Raw genomic sequence first — 21026 nt, 5'->3', positions numbered from 1 at the left:
CAAGGATGGCCGGACTCTAACCGGCCACAGCTGTCCCCATGGTTTCGCGCAGGTGAACTCCCTCGAAGGTGGCCCTTTCGAAGGACTCCCGCAGCATCACGTCGAACTCGGCGGCGGGCAGCGGCTTGCTGAAGAAGTAGCCCTGCACGGCCGGGCATCCGGCGGCGCGCAGCGCCTCCCAGTCGGCGAGCTCCTCGACGCCCTCGGCGATGGTGGACATGCCGAGCGAACGGGCCAGCCACAGCACGGCCTGGATGATCGACGCCTTGCGCTGGTCCTCGGCCAGACCGGCCACGAACGAGCGGTCCAGCTTGACGATGTCGGCCGGCAGCGACTTGAGCCAGGTCAGCGAGCTGTAGCCGGTGCCGAAGTCGTCCAGGGCGATGCGCACGCCGAGCTGCTTGAGGGCGGTGAGCCGCTCGCTGACGTCGACGGTCGAGGCGAGCAGCGCGGTCTCGGTGATCTCCAGGACGATCCGGGACGGGTCGAAGCCCGGCAGCCCGGCCAGCACGCTGGCGACCATCGGCACGAAGTCGGGTTCGGCGAGCTGGCGGGGGCTGACGTTGACCGACACGTAGCCGAGCCGGTCCTGCCAGTGCAGCAGGTGGTCGACGGCCGAGCGCAGCACGTGCTCGCCGAGCGGCACGATCAGGCCGGTCTCCTCGGCGGCCAGGATGAAGTGGAACGGGCTGAGGATCTCGCCCTCCGGGGTGCGCATCCGGACCAGCGCCTCGGCGCCGGCGATCCGGCCGGTCACGGTGGAGACCACGGGCTGGAACCAGAGCGGCAGGGTGAGCCGCGGGTCGCCGGCCAGGGCCCGGCGGACCCGGGCCTCGGCGGCGATCTTCTCCTGTACGGGCACCCGCAGCTCGTCGGTGAACACCTGGACCCGGTTGCCGCCGGCCCGCTTGGCCGCGTACATCGCGGTGTCGGCGGCCAGCACCACGTCGTCGGCGAGGGCGGGGCCGGCCGCCGTGGTGACGCCGATGCTGCAGGCGACGGGCAGCTCGTAGCCGCCGACCGCGAGGGGCTCGGCCAGCGAGGTGAGGATGCCGTCGGCGACCCGCAGGCCGGTGCCGGACGGTCCGGTCAGCGCGACGATGAACTCGTCGCCGCCGAGCCGGGCGAGCAGCGATCCGGCCGGGATCACGTGGGTGAGCCGGACCGCGAGGGCCCGCAGCACGTCGTCGCCGGTGGTGTGCCCGGCGCCGTCGTTGATCGACTTGAAGCGGTCCACGTCCAGGTAGATGACGCTGACCGGGTCGGTGGCGGCCCTCAGCATCTCGGTCAGGTCCTGCTCGAACGCCTTGCGCGACAGCAGGCCGGTGAGCGAGTCGTGCCGCACCTGGTAGCGCAGCTCGGCCTCGTGGTCGCGGACCGCGGTGACGTCGTTGCAGTGCACGAAGATCAGCCGCAGGCCGCCGTCGCGGTCGTAGAGGCCGGTGGCGTGGGTCTGCACCCAGATCAGCGCGCCGGTGTCGGTACGCATGTACTGCCGGGTCATCGTGATCGGCTCACGGGTCTGGGTGAGCAGGTGGGCGTACCGCGGCTCGTCCGGCTGCATCGGGCGCAGCGGCAGGTCACGGACCGTGAAGCCGGCGGGCAGTTCGTCGGGCAGGCGCAGCCAGGTCCGGTAGGCCGCGTTGGTACGCAGCAGCCGGCCGTCGGTGGCGAACATCGCCATCGGCACCGGCGTCTCGTCGAAGGCGACGCTGAGCTGGGCCTGGCTCTCGCTCAGGTGCTCCTCGGCGCGCTGCTCCTCGATCTCGTTGAACCGCCACGCGACCAGCTGGAACGCCGCGGCGCAGAGCACCGCGGCGCCGTGCAGCAGCGCCCAGACCATCGGGTGCTGCTGCGCCGAGTGGTTGCCGAAGGTGTGGTCGGCCACCACCACCCCGAAACCGGCGTGGTGCAGCGTGGTGCCGACCAGGAAGCCGCCGAACGGCGCCCAGTCGCGGTAGAGGGCCAGCGCCGGGATCAGGATGAAGAAGCTGAAATGCGCCTCGGTGAGGCCCTGGCAGACGGCCACGAACCCGCCGCAGGCGGCGACGTAGCCGAGCGCCACCGCGAGGGACCGGACCCGGCGGTTCTTCGCCAGGGTGGCCGTCATCAGACCGGCCAGCACCAGCCCGTCGGTGATCAGCAGGTCGTCCGCGTGGGCGCCCCGGAGCACGCCGAACACGGTGAGGAACACCATGCACAGCCCGAGCAGCACCGTGAGCAGCCGGTGCCGGCCCGCCCAGTCCTCGTCGTTGAGCCTCCCCCCGGCCGGAAGCCGGTCGCGGAGTCTCGCCATCCACGTCGCCACGAACGCAGCATCGGCCGGTTGGGGTGCACGTCACAGGACCGGGCCGGTTGTAGGTCAGGTGCGATCCGCCCGGAGCACCGCGGCCAGCGCGGTGACCGCCCGGTCCACGTCGTGTTCGGTGCTGCCCAGGCCGAAGCTGATCCGCAGCAGCCCGGTGACGCCGTCGCCGCACGCGCCGGCCCGGTCGCCGCCGGCCAGGCGGCGGACCAGCGGGTGGGCGCAGAACTGGCCGGCCCGGACGCCGATGCCGTGCTCCCGGCCCAGCCGCTGGGCGACCTCGGCCGGGTCGTGGCCGGGCAGCGCCAGCGACACGATGCCCACCCGCGGGTGGTCCGGGCCGAACAGGCTGACCTCGATCGCGCCCGGCACCTCGCCCAGCCCGGACCGCAGCCGGGCCAGCAGCCGCTGCTCGTGCTCGTGCAGGGCGGCCCGGCCGGCCACGGCCAGCGCCTCGCAGACCGCGGCCAGGGCCACCGCGCCGAGCAGGTTGGGGGTGCCGCCCTCGTGCCGGGCCGGCCCGGTGGCCCAGGTCAGATCACCGGGACGGTCACCGACCGCGGCGCTCGCGCCACCACCGGCGAGGTACGGCTGAGCCGCGTCCAGCCAGTCGGAGCGGCCGACCAGCACCCCGGCCCCGAACGGCGCGTACAGCTTGTGGCCGGAGAAGGCCAGGTAGTCGGCGCCCAGGTCGTCGAGGTCGACCGGGACGTGCGGGGCGAGCTGGGCGGCGTCGACGACCACCCGGGCGCCGTACGAGTGCGCCACGTCGGCCAGCGCACGCACCGGCCACACCTCGCCGGTGACGTTGCTCGCCCCGGTGACGGTGAACACCACCGGCCCGGTCAGCGCGTCGAGCGCCAGCTTGAGGACGGCGACCGCGTCGTCGGGCGAGGCGGGGGCGGGCAGCCGCAGCGGGTTCGGCCAGGGCAGCAGGTTGGCGTGGTGCTCGCCCTCGAACTGCACGGTGGTGGTGCCCGGCGGCAGGGCGCGGGCCAGCAGGTTGAGGGCGTCGGTGGTGTTCCGGGTGAAGATCACCGTGTCGCCGGGGCGGGCGCCGGCGAACTCGGCCACCACGTCGCGGGCCAGCTCGTACGCGAGGGTGGACGCCTGCGAGCGCACTCCGGTGCCGCGGTGCACGCTGCCGTACCGGGGAAGGAGGTCCTGGACGGCATCGGCGGCGGCCCGCACACAGGGGGCCGACGCCGCGTAGTCGAGGTGAACGAAGTCGCTGCCGTCGGAGATGACGTCGAGCGGGGAAGATGGCATGACCGCGCCTCCACGGGTTCGCCGTTTTGCCGCTGTCGGTCGACAACGGCCCGGTCCTCACCCGGGGCACCCCGTCGCGAACGGAAGGGTTGCCGGCCAGCAAGCCGGGGCTGTGTGCTGGCACTCATGACCTGCCGCCGAAATTAGCAGATGTCACGGCCCTCGTCCATTTCCCACGCGAAGAGTAGGGAATACAGTCGATGTTCATGACGACCTCGTTCCAGCAGCAGTGGGACCAATGGCACGCCGAGCACGAGAGCCGGCGCGCCGATCCGCACGGCTTCCTCGCGATCACCGGCCTGCACTGGCTCACCGAGACGCCGCAGAGCTTCGACGACGCGCCCGGCGCGTGGAGCACCGGGCCGTCCGGGGTCACCGTCGCCCTGGCCGAGGGTGAGTCGCTGACCGGCCCGGACGGCACGATCACCGGCACCCACACGTTCGAGCCGATCGAGGAGCGCGGCGACGTGATCGTGGAACACGGCGACGTGCACATCGAGATCGCCCGGCGTGGCGGCTACGACGTGGTGCGGCCCCGGAGCCCGCGCAGCGCGCTGCTCACCGCGTACCCCGGCACGCCCGCCTACCCGGCCGACGAGAAGTGGGTGGTGACCGGGCGGTTCGTGCGGTTCGACGAGCCGCGGCCGACCACCGTGGGGTCGGTGGCCGAGGGCATCGAGCACGTGTACGAGTCGCCGGGGCGCATCGAGTTCGAGGCGGGCGGCGAGTCGCTGTCGCTGATCGCGTTCAACGGCAGCACGCCGGGGTCGCTGTCCGTGCTGTTCACCGACGCGACCTCGGGGCTGACCACCTACGCGGCTAACCGGAGCCTGGCGGTCGCCGCGCCGGCCGCGGACGGCACCGTGACGCTGGACTTCAACCGGGCCACCAACCTGCCGTGCGCGTACGTCGACTTCGCGACCTGCCCGCTGCCGCCGGCCGGCAACAAGCTGCCGGTCGCGGTCGAGGCGGGCGAGAGGATTCCGGCGTAGGGTCCGTCCATGGAGGACCTCGCGGCGCTGATCGCGATCCGCTCGACCGCGGATCGCCCGGACGAGCTGCGGCGTGCGCTCGACCTGCTGCTCACGGTCGCCGGCCCGGCTTTTCGGGTACGGAGATTCGAGTCCCGTGGCAGGCCGAGCGCGCTGCTGACCGTCCCCGGCCGGCCCGGCCCGCCGCGGGTGATCCTCAACGCGCACCTGGACGTGGTGCCCGGCGAGCCGCACCAGTTCGTCCCGCGCCTGGACGGCGATCGCCTCTACGGCCGTGGCGCCCACGACATGAAGGCGGCCGCCCTGGTGATGACCCGGGTCTTCCGGGACCTGGCCGCCACCCTGCCCTACCCGATCGGGTTGCAGCTGGTCACCGACGAGGAGGTGGGCGGCTTCGACGGCACCGGGCACCAGGTGGCGCAGGGGGTGCGGGCCGGGTTCGTGATCATCGGCGAGCAGAGCGGGCTGCGGGTGGTCAACGAGTCGAAGGGGATCATCCGGGCCAGGCTCGCCGCCACCGGCCGGACCGCGCACGCCGCCTACCCCTGGCTCGGGTCGAACGCGCTGGTCGCGGTGACCGAGGGGGTGCGCCGGCTGCTGGAGCGGTACCCGGCCCCGGCTGCCGAGGCGTGGGTGACGACGGTGAACGTGGCCCGCATCGACACCCCCAACCAGGCCGCCAACGTGGTGCCGGCCGAGGCCGGGGCACTGCTGGACATCAGGTTCCCGCCGTCCGATCCTGATCTGGCCGGGCGCGGGCCGGACGAGGTGGCCGCGTTCCTCACCTCGGTGACCGGGCTGGCCGCGACCGTGGAGGCGCTGGGCGCGCCGCATTTCGCCGATCCGGGCGGCGCCGACGTGCTCCGGTTGCAGCAGGCCGCGCGGGACGCCGGGTATGACGGGTCGCTGCTGCGTAAGCACGGGGCGGCGGACGGGCGTTTCTACTCGGCCGAGGGCGTGCCCGCGGTGATCTTCGGGCCGGGTGGCGACGGGCAGCACGGGCCGGAGGAGTATGTCGATCTGCGAACGCTCAGCCCGTACCGTGAAGCGCTCGAAATGTTCTTAAAAGGCCTGGAGGGCTAGCAGGTGCTCGACGCGGGCGGCGATGGCCCGCAGGTGGGGCCGCCGGTCGGCGCCGACCTTGGCGTTCCACGAGCAGGGGCCCTGGCGGTGCAGCATCTCCGCGTAACGGGTCTCGGTGTCGACCCGGGCGCCGGCCGGGCCGACCGTCTGGTCGGCGTAGGTGAGGGCGTCGGCCATCAGGCTGCGCTCGTCCGGGAAGGCCGCCATCGGCTCGGCCAGGCCCCGTGCCACGGCCACGAACCGGGCGCCGGAGTGGTAGGCGACCAGGCCGGCGATCCGGGCCGGCCAGCCCTCGGCGCTCAGGTGCACGGCGCCGTCGAGGGGGTGGAAACCGGTCAGCGCGATCGGCGCGGCGTAGCCGATGTCGTGCAGCCACGCGGCCGCCACCAGGACGTCCGGGTCGAGGTCGAGCCGGTCGGCGAGCTCCGCCGCACGCTCCGCCACCCCGGCGGTGTGCCGCCATCTGTTGCCACTGTCACCGATCAGCGCCTCGGCGACGGATCGCGCCAGGTGGGCGCGGGTGGGAGACAGTACAGCGGTCATCGCCGGATGCTACGTCTCCGCAGGTTAACGGCGGATGGACGGACGATGACCGCTGACCGAAACTGTCAACCGAGGCGTAACCGCTGGGACGGCACGCCCGCCGCGGCGAGCTGGGCAGCCAGCGGGCCACTGGGATTGTCGACGAAGACGGCCACCTGGTGGTCGTCGCCGAGGCCGCACGCGGCGACCACGGAACCGAGATTGATCGGGTCGAGCTCGCGGACATCCGCGAGATCGACTATCAGGCGCAACGGCCTTACGCGGCGCACCGTGTGCACCAGGAGCTGCCGGAGCTCCACCGCCTCGTCCGGACCGACCGAGCCGTGCGGCTGGATCACCACACTGCCGTCGGCGCTCGTGCTGACCTCGAGAACCGGGTCTCGCATCGCACTTGCCTCTCGTTAACCGTGCGTTCAGGCGTCTGACCACCATAGGCGCGGCCTTATGTTCACCCGGCACAACGAGACATGGACATCAGGTGAACTATCAATGTTCGTGATGGGTGCCGATCACGAATCGTCGTGGGATCCACTTTCCATTTCACCCATCAGGTTGGTAGGAATTAGGAGCACCTCCGACCGAATTGGGGCCACCGCTTGAAGTACCTGCTCGCCGGCGCCCGCGCCCACCCGGCGCCCGCCTCCGCCGCAGCCCTCGCCGGTCTCGTCAACGGCGCCACCATGGTCGGCGGCGCGGCTGCCGTCGGCTGGGCCACCGACCACGTGGTGATCCCCGCCCTGACCGGCCGGCACGTGCCGGCCGGCGCCTGGTGGACGAGCGCGGCCCTCGTGCTCGGCGTCTCGGCGGTCCGCTGGAGCACGATCTTCGTCCGCGGCGTGGCCACCGGCCGGGTCCAGTTCCGGGCCCAGGCCGAGACCCGCCGCGCGGTGGCCCACCGCTACCTGGACCTCGACCTGTCCTGGCACCGGCGCCACTCCCCCGGCCGGCTGCTCGCCCACGCGGTCTCCGACGTGGACGCCCAGTGGTCGCCGGTGCAGTTCATGTTCTTCGCCTTCGGCATGCTGTTCATGCTGCTGCTGGCCCTGACCGAGCTGTTCCGCCGGGACGTGGCGCTGGGCCTGACCGGTCTCGGGCTGATCGGCCTGGTCCTCGGGATCAACCTGATCTATCAGCGGCTGCTGGCGCCGCGCGCCCGGCAGGCCCAGGAGGCCCGCGGCCTGACCGGCGCCGTCGCGCACGAGTCGATCGAGGGCGGGCCGGTGGTCCGCAGCCTCGGCCTGATCGACGCCGAGGACGCCCGGTTCGCCCCCGCCGTGGACCGGCTGCGCGTGGCCGACCTGCGGATGGCCTCGGTCAGCTCGGTCTTCGACCCGGTGCTGGAGCTGCTGCCGACGGTGGCCGTGCTGGTGGTGCTGGCCGTCGCCACGCCCCGGGTGGCGTCCGGCTCGATCACCGTCGGCGATCTGGTCGGCGTGGTCTACCTGCTGATCACGGTGGCCATCCCGCTCAACGTGATCAGCCGGTTCCTGTCCATGCTGCCGATGTCCGGCGCCGGCCGGTCCCGTGTCCAGTCGGTGCTGACCAGCGCGGAGACCGTCCGGCACGGGCACCGCGAGCTGCCCGGCGACGGCCCGCTGCGGGTCGAGGTGCGCGGCGCGAGCGTGGTCCGCGACGACCGGGTGCTGATCGGCGATGTACGGCTCACCCTGGAGCCGGGCACCGTCACGGTGGTCGTCGGCGCGGTCGGGTCCGGCAAGACCACCCTGCTCGACCTGGCCGGCGGCCAGTCCCGCCCGAACGCCGGAACCGTGCTGTTCGACGGCGCCGACGTCGGCGACCTGGCCCACGGCGAGGTGCCCGCGGCGGTGGCGGTGGTGTCGCAGAACCCGTTCCTGTTCGCCGAGCCGATCCGCGACAACCTGACCCTGGGCGAGCGGTACGAGGAGCACGAGCTGTGGCAGGCGCTGAGCCTGGCCGCCGCCGACGAGATCGTCCGCGCGCTGCCGGACGGCCTGGACACGGTGGCCGGCGAGCGCGGGGCGACCCTGTCCGGCGGGCAGCGGCAGCGGATCTGCCTGGCCCGGGCCCTGCTGCGCCGGCCGCGCCTGCTGCTGCTCGACGACGCCACCTCGGCCCTCGACCCGGCCGTCGAACGGCAGGTCCTCGACGCCCTGGCCGGTGTCCGGGCGACCGTGCTGTTCACCACCAACCGGCCGGGTCCGCTGCGCATCGCCGACCGGGTGGTGCTGGTCCGGGCCGGGCGGATCGTCGCCGACGGCACCCCGGAACAGCTGCGTGACGTCGAGGAGTACCGGCGCATCGTGACCGCCTACGACCATGACGAGGAGGCGGCGGGCGATGCGCGTACCCCTGCTCGATGAACCGGAGCTCCGGACCGGCCTGGCCCTGACCGGCCTGCTGGCGCTGACCGCCGGAGGCGGGCGGATCGTCGCGCCGCTGACCGTGCAGCGGGTGATCGACACCGGCCTGGCGCCGCACACGGTCGGGCCCGCGGTGGCGGTCGGCGCGGTCGCCGTGCTGGTCGCCGGCGGCTCGTCGCTGCTGCTCAACCGGCGGTTGCAGACCCGGGTCGAGGCGGCCATCGCCCGGCTGCGGCGGGCCGGGCTGCGCCGGGTGCACGACATGGCGGCCGGCACCGCCGACCGCACCCCGACAGCCGACCTGGTGGCCCGGCTGACCAGCGACCTCGACCAGATGACGACGTTCCTCCAGGGTGGCGGCGTCCAGTTCGTCACCAACGCCGCGCAGCTGCTGATCGCCGGCGTGATCATGTCGGTGTACAGCTGGCAGCTGGCGCTTCCGGTGCTGCTGCTGGCCGGGGTGCTGATCACCGGGATGGCGCTGATGCAGCGGGTGATCGGGCGCCGGTTCGGCGCCGCCCGCCGGGATCTGTCCGAGTTGCAGCGGGCGGTCACCGAGTCGGTCGGCGGCGCCGCGCTGATCCGGTCGACCGGCACCGAGCAGCGGGCCCGCGCGAAACTCGACGTGGCCGTGGACCGGGCCCGGGACAGCCTGATCCGCACCCAGCCGGCCCTGCACGGCAACGCCTCGCTCGGTGAGATCACCATCGCCACGATGACGGTGACCGTGCTGCTCGGCGGCGTGTGGTGGTCGCTGGCCGGGGACGGCGTGCCGCGGCTGTCGCCGGGGCAGGTGGTGGCGATGGTCTTCCTGGTCACGTTCTTCGTCAGGCCGTTGCAGTTCCTGGTGCAGAGCCTCGGCGAGGCGCAGAACGCGCTGGCCGGCTGGAAACGGGCGCGGGAGCTGGCCGACACGCCGAGCGCCGAGGTCAGCGACGGGCGGCCACTGCCGGACGGGCCGGTCGGGGTACGCGTCGAGCACGTCAGCGCCAGGTACGGCGACGGCCCGCTGGTGCTGCACGAGGTGAGTGTCACGATCGAGCCCGGGGAGCACGTGGCGGTGGTGGGGCGTACCGGGTCGGGCAAGTCGACGTTCGCCAAGCTGCTCACCCGCAGGCTGGACCCGGCGAGCGGCACGATCCGGCTCAGCGGAGTGCCGCTGGACCGGCTCGGCCCGGCAGCCGGGCGGGTGGTGATCCTGCCGCAGGACCCGTTCCTGTTCGACGGCACGCTCGCCGCCAACATCCGGCTCGGCCGGCCCGGCGCCACCGACGCCGACGTGGCCCGCATCCTCGATGGACTCGGTCTGCGGGACTGGCTGGACGCGCTGCCGTACGGCCTGGACACCCCGGTCGGGCTGCGCGGCGAGCTGCTGTCGGCGGGCGAGCGGCAGCTGGCCGGGCTGGCCCGGACCGCGCTGGCCGACCCCGACCTGGTGGTCTTCGACGAGGCGACCTCCGGCATCGACCCGGCCACCGACGTCGCCGTGCAGGCCGCCCTCGCGGCACTGACCCGGGGCCGGACCACCGTCTCGATCGCCCACCGGATGATCACCGCGGAGAACGCGGACCGGGTGCTGGTCTTCGACGACGGCCGGATCGTCCAGTCCGGACCGCACGCCACGCTGGCCGCCGGGCCCGGCCGGTACGCGGATCTGGTGACCGCCTGGAACCGGCATTGACCGGCGGCACCCGGTCTGCTTACCTCTATGGGCCCTCCGTATCGATGAAGTGAGTTCCCATGCTGCGAAAGTTCACCGCCGGCGTGGTCAGATACCGGAGGCGGCTACTCGCAGCAGCGATCGTGACACTCTCGGTCGCCCCGCTGGCGCTGATCAACGGCAACGCGGGCGCCGCCGCCGCGCTCGCCCCGCAGCCGGGCAACTTCACCGGATACGGGTTCGACGCCTGCACCGCCCCGTCCAGCGACACGATGGCCGCGTGGCTGGCGTCGTCGCCGTACCGGGCGGCCGGCATCTACTTCGGCGGCAACAACCGCGGCTGCACCCAGGCCAACCTCACCCCGGAGTGGGTGCGCGAGCAGATCACCCGCGGCTGGCGGCTGATCCCGCTCTACGTCGGCCCGCAGGCCAGCTGCACCACGCTGACGAAACGGAACCTGATCGACAACGCCAACGCGGCCGCGCAGGGCCGGGCCACCGCCGAGGACGCGGTACGCCAGGCCACCGCGCTCGGGCTGTCGAAGGAGAGCGTGCTGATCTACGACATGGAGTCGTACGACAGCAAGAACATCGCCTGCCGCGACGGCGTGCTGACGTTCATGAACTCGTGGACCGCCCGCCTGCACGACTTCGGCTACTTCTCCGGCTACTACAGCAGCGCCGCCACCGGCATCGCGGACATGGTCGCCGTCTGGAACCGGCCGGGGTACGTGCGGCCCGACTACGTCGACTTCGCCCGCTGGGACCAGGTCGTCACGGTCACCGACAAGGTGATCCCGGCGAGCTACTGGGCCCCGAAGCGGCGGATGAAGCAGTACCGCGGCGCCCACCAGGAGACCTGGGGCGGCGTGACGATCAACATCGACAACGACTACCTGGACTTCGCCCTGCTGCCGTCGGCGAAGCTGTCCGACTGGAACCGCAACGGCTGGTCCGACATCATGGCCCGGACCTCGTCGACCGGCAACCTGTTCGCGTACCCCGGCAACGGGACGTGGGTCTCCGAAGGCGGCCGCACCTCCGTCGGCGCCTACGCGTCGGCGAACGCGCTGCTGCGGATGGACCTCAACCGGGACGGCCTGACCGACCTGATCGTCCGCACCAAGGCCGGCGCGGTGTTCTTCTACCCCGGCCTGAGCACCGGCAAGTTCGGCGCCCGCAAGCAGCTGTACAAGAGTTTCGGCCACATGCGGGAGCTGACCGCGATCGGCGACTTCAACCGGGACGGCTACCCGGACATGCTCGCCGCGCAGACCAGCAACGGCAACGTCTACCTCTACCCGGGAACGGCCGGAACCAAGTTCGGCAAGCGGGTGGCGCTGGCGTACGGCGACTGGAACAACCGCAGTGAGTTCGCCGGCGTCGGCGACTTCAACCGGGACGGCTACCAGGACCTGCTGGTCAAGCTGAACAGCACCGGGGCGCTCTACCTGTACCGCGGCAAGGCCGGCGGATTCCAGGCGGCGCTGAAGGTCGGCACCGCGACCGGGCTGCGTGACCTGCTCGGCGTGGGCGACTTCGACCGGGACGGCTGGACCGACCTGGCCGCGATCCAGACGTCGACCGGCTACCTGATGGTCTACCGCGGCAACGGCAAGGGCTTCGTCGCCGGGCTGCGGGTCAGCACCGGCTACAAGGGTCGGTCACCGCTCTTCTGATTCGCCGGCCCGCTCCGGCAGGGTGAACAGCACGGTGGTGCCGCCGCCCGGGGTCTCGTCGACCCGGATGTCGCCGCCGTGCCGTTCCACGATCCGCCAGCAGGTGGACAGCCCGATGCCGTGGCCGCCGGCGGCGCCGTTGCCGAGTCTGGTGAACATCTCGAAGACCCGCCGCCGCTGTTCCGGCGGGATGCCCAGCCCGTTGTCGGCGACCGCCACGGTCCAGCCGCCCGGCCCGTGCTCGGCGGTGACCGTGACCTGGCAGTCCCGGGCCGGGTCGCGGTACTTGATCGCGTTGCCGATCAGGTTCTGCAGCAGCTGCCGGACCAGCACCGGGTCGCCGTCGACGAGCGGCAGCCGGCCGGGCGTCCCGACCGTCGCCCCGGCGGCCTCCGCGGCCGGGCGCAGGTCGGTGCGGACCTGCTCGAACAGGTCGCCCAGGTCGGCGGTGGCCTGGCGCACCGGGGCGCTGCCGGCCTGCGCGTACCCGAGCAGCGACATGATCAGGTCCCGCATCCGGGTGACCGCCCGGGACGCGGAGTCCGCCCACTGTTTCGGGCGGCCCTCCACCTCGTCGCCGATCAGCTCCAGGTAGCCGCCGACCGAGGTGAGCGGCGCGACCAGGTCGTGACTGACCGCCCCGGCGAAGTTGCTCAGGTCGGCGTTCGACCGGCGCAGGTCGGCGTTGGCGGCGGCCAGCTCACGCCGGGCCTCCTCGATCGCCCGCTGCTGGGCGCGGGCGCTGGTCACGTCGTTCATCGCGACGACCGCGCCCTGCGCGACGCCGCCCGGCCCGATCAGCGACCGGCCGCTGACGCTGACCTGGAGCGGCTCTCCGCCGGGCCGCTTGATGATCATCTCGGCGTCCTTGACGCTGCCGTCGCGCAGGGCCCTCGCCAGCGGCGCCATCTCCGGCCGCAACGGCGTGCGCCCGTCGGTCTCGAACAGCCGGTACTCGCCGGGCAGCTCGTCCATGCCGTGCCACTCGCGCGCGGCCCGGTTGAAGAGGGTCAGCCGCCCGGCCTGGTCGGCCGCCACCACCGCCACGTCGATGGTCTCCAGCAGCGTGTCGGTCCACCGCTGCCGCTCCTCGGCCAGCGCGGCCAGCTCGCCGTTGATCCGCGCCTGCCGCCGCCGCTCGAACAGCGCCAGAATGATCTGGGCCAGGTCCTTGAGCCGCTCGATCTGCCCGCCGTCCAGCTCCCCCGGCTCGGAGTCGAAGACGCACAGCGACCCGAGCGCGTGCCCCTCCGGCGTGACCAGCGGAAACGAGGCGTAGAAGCGGACCTCGGCGAGCACTCCGGTCACCCACGGATTGGTGCGGAAAACCGGGTCGACGCTGGCGTCCGGGACATGGGTGAACAGACCGGTCTCGAACCGGACCGCGCACATCGAATCGGAGCGCTCCGAGTCCGAGCCCTCGAACCCGACCGTGGTGAGCTGGCACTGGCGGTTCTCGTCGATCAGGTTGAGCGACGCGTTCGGCACGCCCGCCACCGTGGCGGCGACCCGGACGACAGCCTCCAGCTCGTCCCCGGCCGGCGCATCGAGCAGCCGATACTCGTGCAGCGCGGCAAGGCGGAGACGCTCCCTCGGCGGCACCCGTTCAGCCAGATCCACAAGTATCAGATCGGCACCGCTACCGGCTATCTGACGCTTTCCCGGGCAGCGTGACAGTCATCGTGGTGCCGCCGCCCGGCGTCTCCTCGACCGTGATCGACCCGCCGTGCCGTTCGACGATCCGCAGGCAGCTCGACAGGCCGATGCCGTGCCCCGCCGCCGCCCGGTCGCCGACCCGCGCGAACATGTCGAACACCTCCTCGCGGCGGGCCGGCGGAATGCCGACCCCGTTGTCGGCGATCCGCACCCCCGGACCGGCGGCGGTGATCTCGATGCTGGGCGGCCGGTCCGGGTGCCGGTACCGCACGGCGTTTCCGATCAGGTTCTGCATCAGCTGCCGGATCAGCACCGGGTCGCCGGTCACCACCGGCAGCGGTCCGGGCACGCTCACGCGTGCGCCGGCCGCGGTGATCTCCCGGTCCAGGTCGTTCAGGACCTCAACGACAAGATCATTCAGCGGTACGGCCAGCGAACGCACCGGGGCACTGCCGGCCCGGGCGTGGTCGAGCAGTGCGTCGATCAGGTCTCGCATCTGCGCCACCGCCTGCGCGGCCGACTCCACCCAGCCGCTGATGCGCGGCGACGGCTCATCCGGATCGGCGAGCAGCTCCAGGTACCCGCCGACGGCGGCCAGCGGCGCGACCAGGTCGTGGCATACCGCCCCGGCGAAGTTGGCCAGGTCGGCGTTGGAGCGGCGCAGCTCGGCGTTGGCGGTGGCGAGCCGCTCGTGCGCCTCCTCCAGGATCCGCTGCCGGGCGCGTTCCGCGGTGACGTCGTGCAGCGCCACGACCGCGCCGGTCACCAGCCCGTCGGCGGTCCGCAGCGGCGCCGCGTTCGCCAGCACCGACCGCGGTTCCCGGCCGGGCTCCCGGATCATCAGTTCCCGGCCCCGGACCGGCACACCGTCACGGATCGCCACCACCAGTGGCACCTCGTCGTCGGGAATCAGGGTCCGGCCGTCCGGCTCGTACAACTGGAGACGGGCCGCCGAGCCGGCCGGGCCGGCCACCAGGTCGGCGTCCGGATGCAGCCGGTGCGCAGCCTGGTTGAACAGGGCGATCCGGCTGGCCGGATCGACCGCGATCACCGCCTCGTCGATGCTGTCCAGCACGGTACGGGTCCACTGTTCCCTGGCCCGGATCGTCTCGTTGAGCCCGGCCGACAGGCGGGCCAGCCGACGCCGCTCGAAGAACGCGACCACGATGCCGGCCAGGTCCTCCAGCCGGCCGATCTGTTCCGCCGACAGCCGCCGCGGCCGGCCGTCGAAGACGCACAGCGTGCCCATCACATGCGCACGGGGGCTGATCAGCGGCGCCGACGCGTAGAACACGATCCGCCCGAGCCGTCCGTCCACCCACGGATTGTTCCGGTAGTCCGGTTCCTCCCGGGCGTCCGGCAGGTGCACGAAGTCACCACGGTCCAGGCGCACCGCACACATCGAGTCCGCCCGGTCGCACTGCCGGCCGGCGAACCCGACCGTGGTCAGCTGGTACTGCCGCCGGTCGTCGAGCAGGTTCAGTGTCGCCGTCGGCACCCCGGCGACGGTCGCGGCCACCCGGACCACGGCCTCCAGCTCGGCGGCGGGCGGCGTGTCGAGCAGGTGGTACTCGCGCAGGGCAGCGACGCGCCGCCGCTCCCGCTCGCTCCCCACCTGCCCCCTATCGGCACCGGACGGCGGGAACTGACACCACCGGGTCAGAACCAGCGGCGCCGCCGGTAGTGGCCGTGGTGGCGATAGTGCCCGTGATGCCGGTAGTGGCCGTGGTGCCCATACGCGCCGGGGTGCCCGTAGCCGCCCGGGTGGTGGTAGCCGTGGCCGTAGAGCTTGCGGTTGACCTCACGCAGCATGCCGTCGGCGATCGGGTTGTGCCCCTTGTGGGACATGCGCTGAAGTTTCGACGCGACCATCGAGAGCACGAACCGTTTGACGAAGCCCACCGAACGTCTCCTCGTTCTGCCCGGCCCGCGATCCGCGTGCCGTCCGGATTCCAGGGTAGGCCGCCCGTTCCACCCCTGACCTGTACGTTCCCTGTCTGTTTCCGGTGAGCCGGGCCGGACGGCACGATGCGTCGATGAGCGTGATCACCTACTTCAGGCGCTCGATCTGCTCCTCCAGGTGGAAGACCTGGTCGAGGACGAGCATGCCCTCGTCCGGGCGGGACTCGCCGAGCGTGGGGAAGAACTCGGCCATCGCGGCCTGCCAGCGGGCGTTGACCTCGGTGCGCGCCATCGCGTCCTGGGCGGCGGCGAAGTCGTCGGTCTGGAGGGTGCCGACGAGCAGCCCGTCCGGTCGCAGGAAGAGCCGGTAGTCACGCCAGCCGGTGTCGTGGAGCGCCCGCAGCATGTCCGGCCAGACGGCGGCGTGCGCCTCCCGGTAGGCGTCCAGCTTCGACGGGTCGACCTGAAGCGTGAAGCACACGTACGTCATGGCGGCCATCCTGCCGTCTCGTCCGTAACGTTTCAATCCGTCAGCACGTGCTGTGGAACAGCCCGCCCACCGCCTCGGTCGCGGCCAGCTCGTTGTACAGCCGGACCGCCTCGGTGGTCTCCGCCTCGTGCACGGTGATGTCGTGCCCGCGCAGGAACTCCAGGGTCGCCGGGTCGATCTGCAACTGCTCGTCCATGCCGCGGGAGAGCACGACGACCGTCGCGCCGTTGTCGAGCAGTTCCTGCACGTCGGCGGGCTGGACACCCGGGCTGTGCTGGGTGCCGGTCTCCCGCCAGTCCCAGGGCCGCCCGCCGCCGGGCCAGAGCTTGAAGTCCTTGCCCGGCTCGAGCCCTTCGACCTCCATCGTCCCCCACACGATCGACGTGATCCTCGGCGATTCCGCCATTCCATCTCCTCATCCGTGATCCGCCGCCCACCGTTCCGGCAAGCCCGCGAGCCGTACGCCAGAACGGTAATCCGCACCGCAGAACCGCCGTAGGCGACGGCCCGCAGGCCCGGCCGTACGCCAGAACGGTAATCCGCACCGCAGAACCGCCGTAGGCGACGGCCGGCGGGCTTGGACGGGACGCCAGGACGGCCCGGAAAGACGGCCGGCGGGCTCGGACGCGACGCCCGCGCGGCGTGGAAGCGCCCGTGCGCGAGCCGGAGGGGTGGCTTTGAAGAACGGAGGGCGGGCGCTAGTTTATGTCGCATGCGAAATACTTTGATCGACGTGGACGGGCTGGGCGGGACGCTGTTCGAGCCGGCGGAGGAGCCGGCCGCCGTGCTCGTGGTGCACCCGGCGACGGCGACACCGGCCGGGTTCTACACCGGGTTCGCGTCGTTCCTGGCAGAGAACCGGATCGCGGTGGTCACCTACGACTACCGGGGCACCGGGCGGTCCGGTTCGCCACGTGACCATCGGGAGGTGGGCATGCGCGACTGGATCGAGCAGGACGTGCCGGCGATGACCGCCTGGGCGGCCGCCCGGTTCCCGGGGCTGCCACAGCTCGCAGTCGGGCACAGCGTCGGCGGGCACGCTCTCGCTCTCGGGCGCGGCGGGCCGGGGCTGACCGCCTTCGTGCTCGTGGCCTCGCACGTGGCGTCGATCGCGGCCATTCCGGACCGGGTGGAGCGGCTGCGCGTACGACTCGTGCTGTCTTTGCTCGGTCCGGCTCTTGCCGGATTTCTCGGATATGTTCCAGCCCGCCGCCTGGGTCTCGGCGAGGACATCTCGGTGGCCGCCGTGCGGCAGTGGGCCGGCTGGGGCGCGCTGCCGAACTATCTGTTCGACGATCCGGTCATGCGGGGCGCCGAGCGGGCCGCCGCCGTCACCCAGCCGGTGCTGGTGATCGGGTTGAGCGACGACCCGTGGGCGACGCCGGGGCAGGTCGGCGAACTGGCCGCCCGGCTGCCGAACGCGCAGGTGGAGCGCCGCACCCACACCCCGGCCGATGCGGGCGTGCAGCGGATCGGCCACCATGGGTTCATGCGACGTTCCGCCCGCGACACCCTCTGGCCCGACCTGCTGACCTGGCTCCAGAAGCGGATCGCCGACGCGCCCCAGGGAGCCGACTCGCCCCAGCGAGCCGACGCGCCCGACGGGACCGACACACAGCGATGAGCGGCCACCGCCTCGTCTTCCAGATGATGATCGCCGAGCGTTCGGTCCGGCGGTGGATCGACGCGCGGTCCGGCGACAGCGGGCTCGGCGCGGCCGGGGCGGGGGTGCTGTTCCATCTGGCGGCGTATGACAACGCGCTGGTCGGTGACGTCAGCGCGGCCCTGTGCGCGTCGCCGTCCGGGATCAGCGGCCTGGTCAGCCGCCTGGAGAAGGGCGGCTTCCTGATCAAGACGCCGGATCAGGCCGACGCCCGGGCGGTGCGGCTGAGCCTGACCCCGGCCGGGCGGGAGGCGGTCGCCGTGGCCAGGGACGTGGTGAAGGAGCTGAACACCGAGATCTCCGACGGGTTCAGCGACGAGGAACTGGACGTGGTGGCCCGCTGGCTGGGACGAATCACACAGCGCTTGACCTGATCGCCGGTACTTCCGCTGGAACCTTGGGCATACCAGAGTGATTGCTGGGTGCCCCGGAGGGTGAGGAAGTACTGATGAGTCATCGAGTGGTAGTCGTGGGGGCCGGTTTCGGCGGCCTCTTCGCGATCAAGGCGCTGCGACGCGCCGACGTCGAGATCACCCTGATCAACGGTACGGCGTACCACCTCTTCCAGCCGTTGTTGTACCAGGTCGCGACCGGGATCCTGTCGGAGGGCGAGGTGGCGCCGCCGATCCGGGAGGTGCTGCGCAAGCAGAAGAACGTGGACGTGCGCCTCGGCTGGGTGCAGGACGTCGACGTGGAGAACCGGATCGTGTCGGTGGCCGGTCCGGGCATCGACTACACGGTGCCGTACGACACGCTGATCGTGGCGGCCGGCGCCTCGCAGTCCTACTTCGGCAACGACCAGTTCGCCGACCACGCGCCGGGCATGAAGAGCATCGACGACGCCCTGGAGCTGCGGGCCCGGATCTTCGGCGCGTTCGAGGTGGCCGACCTGCACACCGATCCGGAGACGATCGAGCGGTGGATGACGTTCGTGGTGGTCGGGGCGGGCCCGACCGGCACCGAGATGGCCGGGCAGATCGCCGAGCTGGCGCACCGCAACCTGGTCGGGCAGTTCCGGCACATCGACTCCCGCAAGGCGCGGATCCTGCTGGTCGACGCGGTCGGGGCGGTGCTGAACACGTTCGGTGACCAGCTCTCGGCGAAGGCCGAGCGGCAGCTCGACAAGCTCGGCGTCGAGGTGCGGACCAACACGATGGTGGTCGGTGTCGACGCGAGCAGCATCGAGGTCGAGTCGAACGGGGAGCGCGAGCGCATCCCGGCGATGACGAAGGTGTGGGCGGCCGGCGTGGCGGCGCCTCCGCTGGCCACGAAACTGGCGGCGGCGACCGGGGCGAAGACCGACCGGGCCGGCCGGATCCTGGTCGAGCCGGACACCTCGCTGCCGGGCCACCCGGAGATCTTCGCGCTCGGCGACATGATGAACCTGGCCGGCGCGGACGGGAAGCCGCTGCCGGGGGTGGCGCAGGTGGCCATCCAGAGCGGCCGGCACGCCGCCGACCAGATCAAGCGCCGCCTGGCCGGTAAGGAGACGGGTCAGCCGTTCCGCTATTTCGACAAGGGCAGCCTGGCGACGATCTCCCGCTTCTCGGCGGTCGCGAGCATCGGGAAGGTGCATCTGGCGGGCTTCCCGGCGTGGGTGGTGTGGGTGGCGGTGCACCTGTTCTACCTGGTCGGCTTCAAGAACCGGGTGACCGCGGTGTTGCACTGGTTCGTCAGTTTCCTCGGCCGCGGCCGTTCGGAGCGGGTCTCCACCCAGCAGCAGGCTTTCGCACGGCAGGCGATCCGGGCGTACGGCGACCCCTTCCGCCGGCCTGAAGAAGGGGCGAAACGGGTCGGGTAGCGTATGGCGGCCCGCGAAAGTCCTGAGAAAGGCTCACCTTGGTCCCGGTCACCGTCAGCACCCCTGTGGTGCCCCGCGCCAGGAGTCTCGCTCCGGTCTTTCACGAGCTGACGCTCTTCCACGGCAGCATGGGCGCGGGCAAGTCGACGCTCGCGCTGCAGAACGCGTACAACCGGCGGCAGGCGGGCCGGCCCGGGATCCTGCTGACCAGCATGGACCGGGCCGGCGCCGGGGTGATGTCGTCGCGGCTCGGTGTCGCCGCGGACGCGATCGAGGTGACCGACGGCACCGAGCTGACCGCGCTGATCGCCGACGCCGTGCCGGCCGGCGGGTTCGTGATCGTCGACGAGGCGCAGTTCCTGCGGCCGGAGCAGGTCGAGCAGCTGGCCTGGGCGGTCGACGAGCTGTGTGTGGACGTGGACTGTTACGCGATCTCGACGGACTTCATGTCGCACCTGTTCCCGGGCGCGCAGCGGCTGCTGGAGCTGGCCGACAACATCGTGTCGCTCCAGGTCGAGGTGACCTGCTGGTGCGGGCGCCCGGGGCGGCAGAACGCGCGGATCGAGGACGGGCGGGTGGCCCGGTCGGGCGCCCAGGTGGCGGTCGGCGACACGTCGGACGCGGCCGAGGTCACGTACCGGGTGCTGTGCCGCCGCCACTGGCGCAACGGGGACGCCGGCCCGGTCTGAGGTCAGACCGAGGGGTAGATCATCCAGGCACGCAGGTCGCCGTGCATGTCGAAGAGGTAGCCGCCGTCGCCGACATTGTGCCGGGCCGGGTCGACGTTGGTGAAGATCGGCTTGGTGAGACCCCAGTACTTGTGGGTCGCGGTGTCCTTGCCCTTGCCGATGTGGACGTAGACGTCGCCGCCGGCCGGGACCACGGTTCCGGCCGGGAAGGTGTAGCGCCGCAGGCCGGAGTCGCGCACCCACCAGCCGGCGATCGGCACGTCCGCGGCGGACGGGTTGTGGACCTGGAACCACTCGCCGTTCAGGTTCTGCTCGTCGATGCCGTCGGCGTCCGGGTTGACGGTCAGGCTGATGCCGCTGTTCTGGGCCGGGCCGGATTTGCAGCTGCCGGTGTCGTAGAGCTCCCGTCCGGCGGCCGCGGCCTCCTGGGCGGCCCGGTGGTACGCCTCGTCCATCGCCCATTCGCCGGGCCACGCCTGCCAGAGCGCGTAGCCCTCGCGGACCATCTGCTCGCCGACGTCCCGCCACTGCCCGCCGACCTTGACCGCGACCGACCGCAGCGGCCGGCCCTGGCTCTTGCTGGACGCCTTGAGCGAGGTGAGCCGCACGGTGCCGCCGCCGGAGTTCAGCAGCTGTTCGAGGCGGGCGTTGGCGGCGATCGCGTGACAGTCGCCCTTACGCCGCTCGGGGTAGTGCGAGTAGTTCTTCATCTCCATCGCCTGGATGCCCAGGATCCGTACCGAGACCAGCTCTTTCGTGCCGTCCCCGGCGAGGTCGACGCGGATCGTGTCACCGTCCGGCGCCCAGTCGAACTTCGCCGTCCACACCTGGCAGCGCGGGCTGCCGGCGTCCGCCCGGCAGGCGGTGGAGGCGGCTGAGGCGGGCGCGGCGAGGCCGAGAGCGGTCAGCGTGGTGGCGGCGGCGAGAACGGCGAGGCGGCGAAGCATGCCGC

19 protein-coding genes and 1 riboswitch are annotated in these 21026 nt (G+C 72.1%); of the genes, 9 read left to right on the top strand and 10 right to left on the bottom strand.

Going from position 1 to position 21026, the window contains the following annotated elements:
• Nucleotides 1-16: 16 nt before the first annotated feature.
• Both AB0E94_RS38720 and AB0E94_RS38715 read right to left on the bottom strand, forming a co-directional pair.
• A complete protein-coding gene (locus tag AB0E94_RS38720; RefSeq protein ID WP_360336831.1) occupies nucleotides 17-2308 on the bottom strand; it encodes an EAL domain-containing protein in 2292 nt (763 codons plus the stop codon).
• A 54-nt stretch (nucleotides 2309-2362) separates the two neighbouring features.
• Nucleotides 2363-3574 carry an aminotransferase class V-fold PLP-dependent enzyme gene (locus tag AB0E94_RS38715; protein ID WP_360336829.1) on the bottom strand — a complete coding sequence of 404 codons (1212 nt, stop codon included), beginning with the start codon at nucleotides 3572-3574 and terminating at the stop codon, nucleotides 2363-2365.
• Nucleotides 3575-3591: 17 nt separating this feature from the next.
• Nucleotides 3592-3706, bottom strand: a riboswitch (SAM riboswitch).
• A gap of 74 nt (nucleotides 3707-3780) precedes the next feature.
• On the opposite strand from AB0E94_RS38715, the gene AB0E94_RS38710 reads away from it, so the two are divergent.
• The gene (locus AB0E94_RS38710) at nucleotides 3781-4566 is read left to right on the top strand and encodes a DUF1684 domain-containing protein (protein WP_360336827.1); all 786 of its coding nucleotides are present in this window, start codon (nucleotides 3781-3783) and stop codon (nucleotides 4564-4566) included.
• 9 nt (nucleotides 4567-4575) lie between these two features.
• Complete coding sequence (locus AB0E94_RS38705) at nucleotides 4576-5649, top strand: M20/M25/M40 family metallo-hydrolase (protein ID WP_360336825.1); 1074 nt, start codon at nucleotides 4576-4578, stop codon at nucleotides 5647-5649.
• Here the strand turns inward: AB0E94_RS38705 and AB0E94_RS38700 are convergent.
• Both AB0E94_RS38700 and AB0E94_RS38695 read right to left on the bottom strand, forming a co-directional pair.
• On the bottom strand, nucleotides 5629-6192 hold the full coding sequence (locus AB0E94_RS38700; RefSeq protein WP_360336823.1) for an HD domain-containing protein: 564 nt from the start codon (nucleotides 6190-6192) through the stop codon (nucleotides 5629-5631). The two genes, AB0E94_RS38705 and AB0E94_RS38700, sit on opposite strands and share 21 nt — an antisense overlap.
• 65 nt (nucleotides 6193-6257) lie before the next feature.
• Nucleotides 6258-6578, bottom strand: a complete 321-nt coding sequence (locus AB0E94_RS38695; RefSeq protein ID WP_360336821.1) for a hypothetical protein — start codon at nucleotides 6576-6578, stop codon at nucleotides 6258-6260.
• Between the two features lie 210 nt (nucleotides 6579-6788).
• Between AB0E94_RS38695 and AB0E94_RS38690 the strand changes: the two genes are divergently transcribed.
• From AB0E94_RS38690 to AB0E94_RS38680, 3 genes are all read left to right on the top strand, one after another.
• Nucleotides 6789-8534 carry an ABC transporter ATP-binding protein gene (locus AB0E94_RS38690; protein ID WP_360336819.1) on the top strand — a complete coding sequence of 582 codons (1746 nt, stop codon included), beginning with the start codon at nucleotides 6789-6791 and terminating at the stop codon, nucleotides 8532-8534.
• Nucleotides 8512-10215 carry an ABC transporter ATP-binding protein gene (locus tag AB0E94_RS38685; protein ID WP_360336817.1) on the top strand — a complete coding sequence of 568 codons (1704 nt, stop codon included), beginning with the start codon at nucleotides 8512-8514 and terminating at the stop codon, nucleotides 10213-10215. The genes AB0E94_RS38690 and AB0E94_RS38685 overlap by 23 nt, the downstream gene beginning before the upstream one ends.
• Nucleotides 10216-10337: 122 nt before the next feature.
• Complete coding sequence (locus AB0E94_RS38680) at nucleotides 10338-11873, top strand: glycoside hydrolase domain-containing protein (RefSeq protein ID WP_360336815.1); 1536 nt, start codon at nucleotides 10338-10340, stop codon at nucleotides 11871-11873.
• Here AB0E94_RS38680 and AB0E94_RS38675 read toward each other — a convergent pair.
• The 5 genes from AB0E94_RS38675 to AB0E94_RS38655 form a co-directional block, all read right to left on the bottom strand.
• The gene (locus AB0E94_RS38675) at nucleotides 11859-13493 is read right to left on the bottom strand and encodes an ATP-binding protein (RefSeq protein ID WP_360336813.1); all 1635 of its coding nucleotides are present in this window, start codon (nucleotides 13491-13493) and stop codon (nucleotides 11859-11861) included. The two genes, AB0E94_RS38680 and AB0E94_RS38675, sit on opposite strands and share 15 nt — an antisense overlap.
• A 19-nt stretch (nucleotides 13494-13512) precedes the next feature.
• On the bottom strand, nucleotides 13513-15144 hold the full coding sequence (locus AB0E94_RS38670; protein ID WP_360336811.1) for an ATP-binding protein: 1632 nt from the start codon (nucleotides 15142-15144) through the stop codon (nucleotides 13513-13515).
• 44 nt (nucleotides 15145-15188) lie between these two features.
• Nucleotides 15189-15431, bottom strand: a complete 243-nt coding sequence (locus tag AB0E94_RS38665; protein WP_360336809.1) for a hypothetical protein — start codon at nucleotides 15429-15431, stop codon at nucleotides 15189-15191.
• A gap of 148 nt (nucleotides 15432-15579) precedes the next feature.
• Complete coding sequence (locus AB0E94_RS38660; RefSeq protein ID WP_360336807.1) at nucleotides 15580-15921, bottom strand: L-rhamnose mutarotase; 342 nt, start codon at nucleotides 15919-15921, stop codon at nucleotides 15580-15582.
• 40 nt (nucleotides 15922-15961) lie between these two features.
• Complete coding sequence (locus tag AB0E94_RS38655) at nucleotides 15962-16327, bottom strand: Mth938-like domain-containing protein (protein ID WP_360336805.1); 366 nt, start codon at nucleotides 16325-16327, stop codon at nucleotides 15962-15964.
• Nucleotides 16328-16633: 306 nt separating this feature from the next.
• On the opposite strand from AB0E94_RS38655, the gene AB0E94_RS38650 reads away from it, so the two are divergent.
• The 4 genes from AB0E94_RS38650 to AB0E94_RS38635 all read left to right on the top strand — a co-directional run bounded on the left by AB0E94_RS38650 (nucleotide 16634) and on the right by AB0E94_RS38635 (nucleotide 20074).
• Nucleotides 16634-17545 carry an alpha/beta hydrolase gene (locus AB0E94_RS38650; protein WP_360336803.1) on the top strand — a complete coding sequence of 304 codons (912 nt, stop codon included), beginning with the start codon at nucleotides 16634-16636 and terminating at the stop codon, nucleotides 17543-17545.
• Complete coding sequence (locus AB0E94_RS38645; RefSeq protein ID WP_360336801.1) at nucleotides 17542-17958, top strand: MarR family winged helix-turn-helix transcriptional regulator; 417 nt, start codon at nucleotides 17542-17544, stop codon at nucleotides 17956-17958. The genes AB0E94_RS38650 and AB0E94_RS38645 overlap by 4 nt, the downstream gene beginning before the upstream one ends.
• Before the next feature lie 74 nt (nucleotides 17959-18032).
• Complete coding sequence (locus AB0E94_RS38640; RefSeq protein WP_360336799.1) at nucleotides 18033-19385, top strand: NAD(P)/FAD-dependent oxidoreductase; 1353 nt, start codon at nucleotides 18033-18035, stop codon at nucleotides 19383-19385.
• 68 nt (nucleotides 19386-19453) lie between these two features.
• Nucleotides 19454-20074 (top strand): thymidine kinase, encoded by a 621-nt coding sequence (locus AB0E94_RS38635; RefSeq protein ID WP_360336797.1) that lies wholly within the window; start codon nucleotides 19454-19456, stop codon nucleotides 20072-20074.
• Between the two features lie 2 nt (nucleotides 20075-20076).
• Here AB0E94_RS38635 and AB0E94_RS38630 read toward each other — a convergent pair whose 3' ends face one another.
• Nucleotides 20077-21021: a lamin tail domain-containing protein gene (locus tag AB0E94_RS38630; protein WP_360336794.1), complete on the bottom strand. Its 945-nt coding sequence runs from the start codon at nucleotides 21019-21021 to the stop codon at nucleotides 20077-20079.
• Nucleotides 21022-21026: the final 5 nt, after the last annotated feature.

The organism is Actinoplanes sp. NPDC026670, assembly GCF_040638175.1.
In the GTDB taxonomy this organism is placed as follows: domain Bacteria; phylum Actinomycetota; class Actinomycetes; order Mycobacteriales; family Micromonosporaceae; genus Actinoplanes.
Note: the sequence above shows the minus strand (reverse complement) of the source record. Positions and strands in the feature narration are given on the sequence as shown.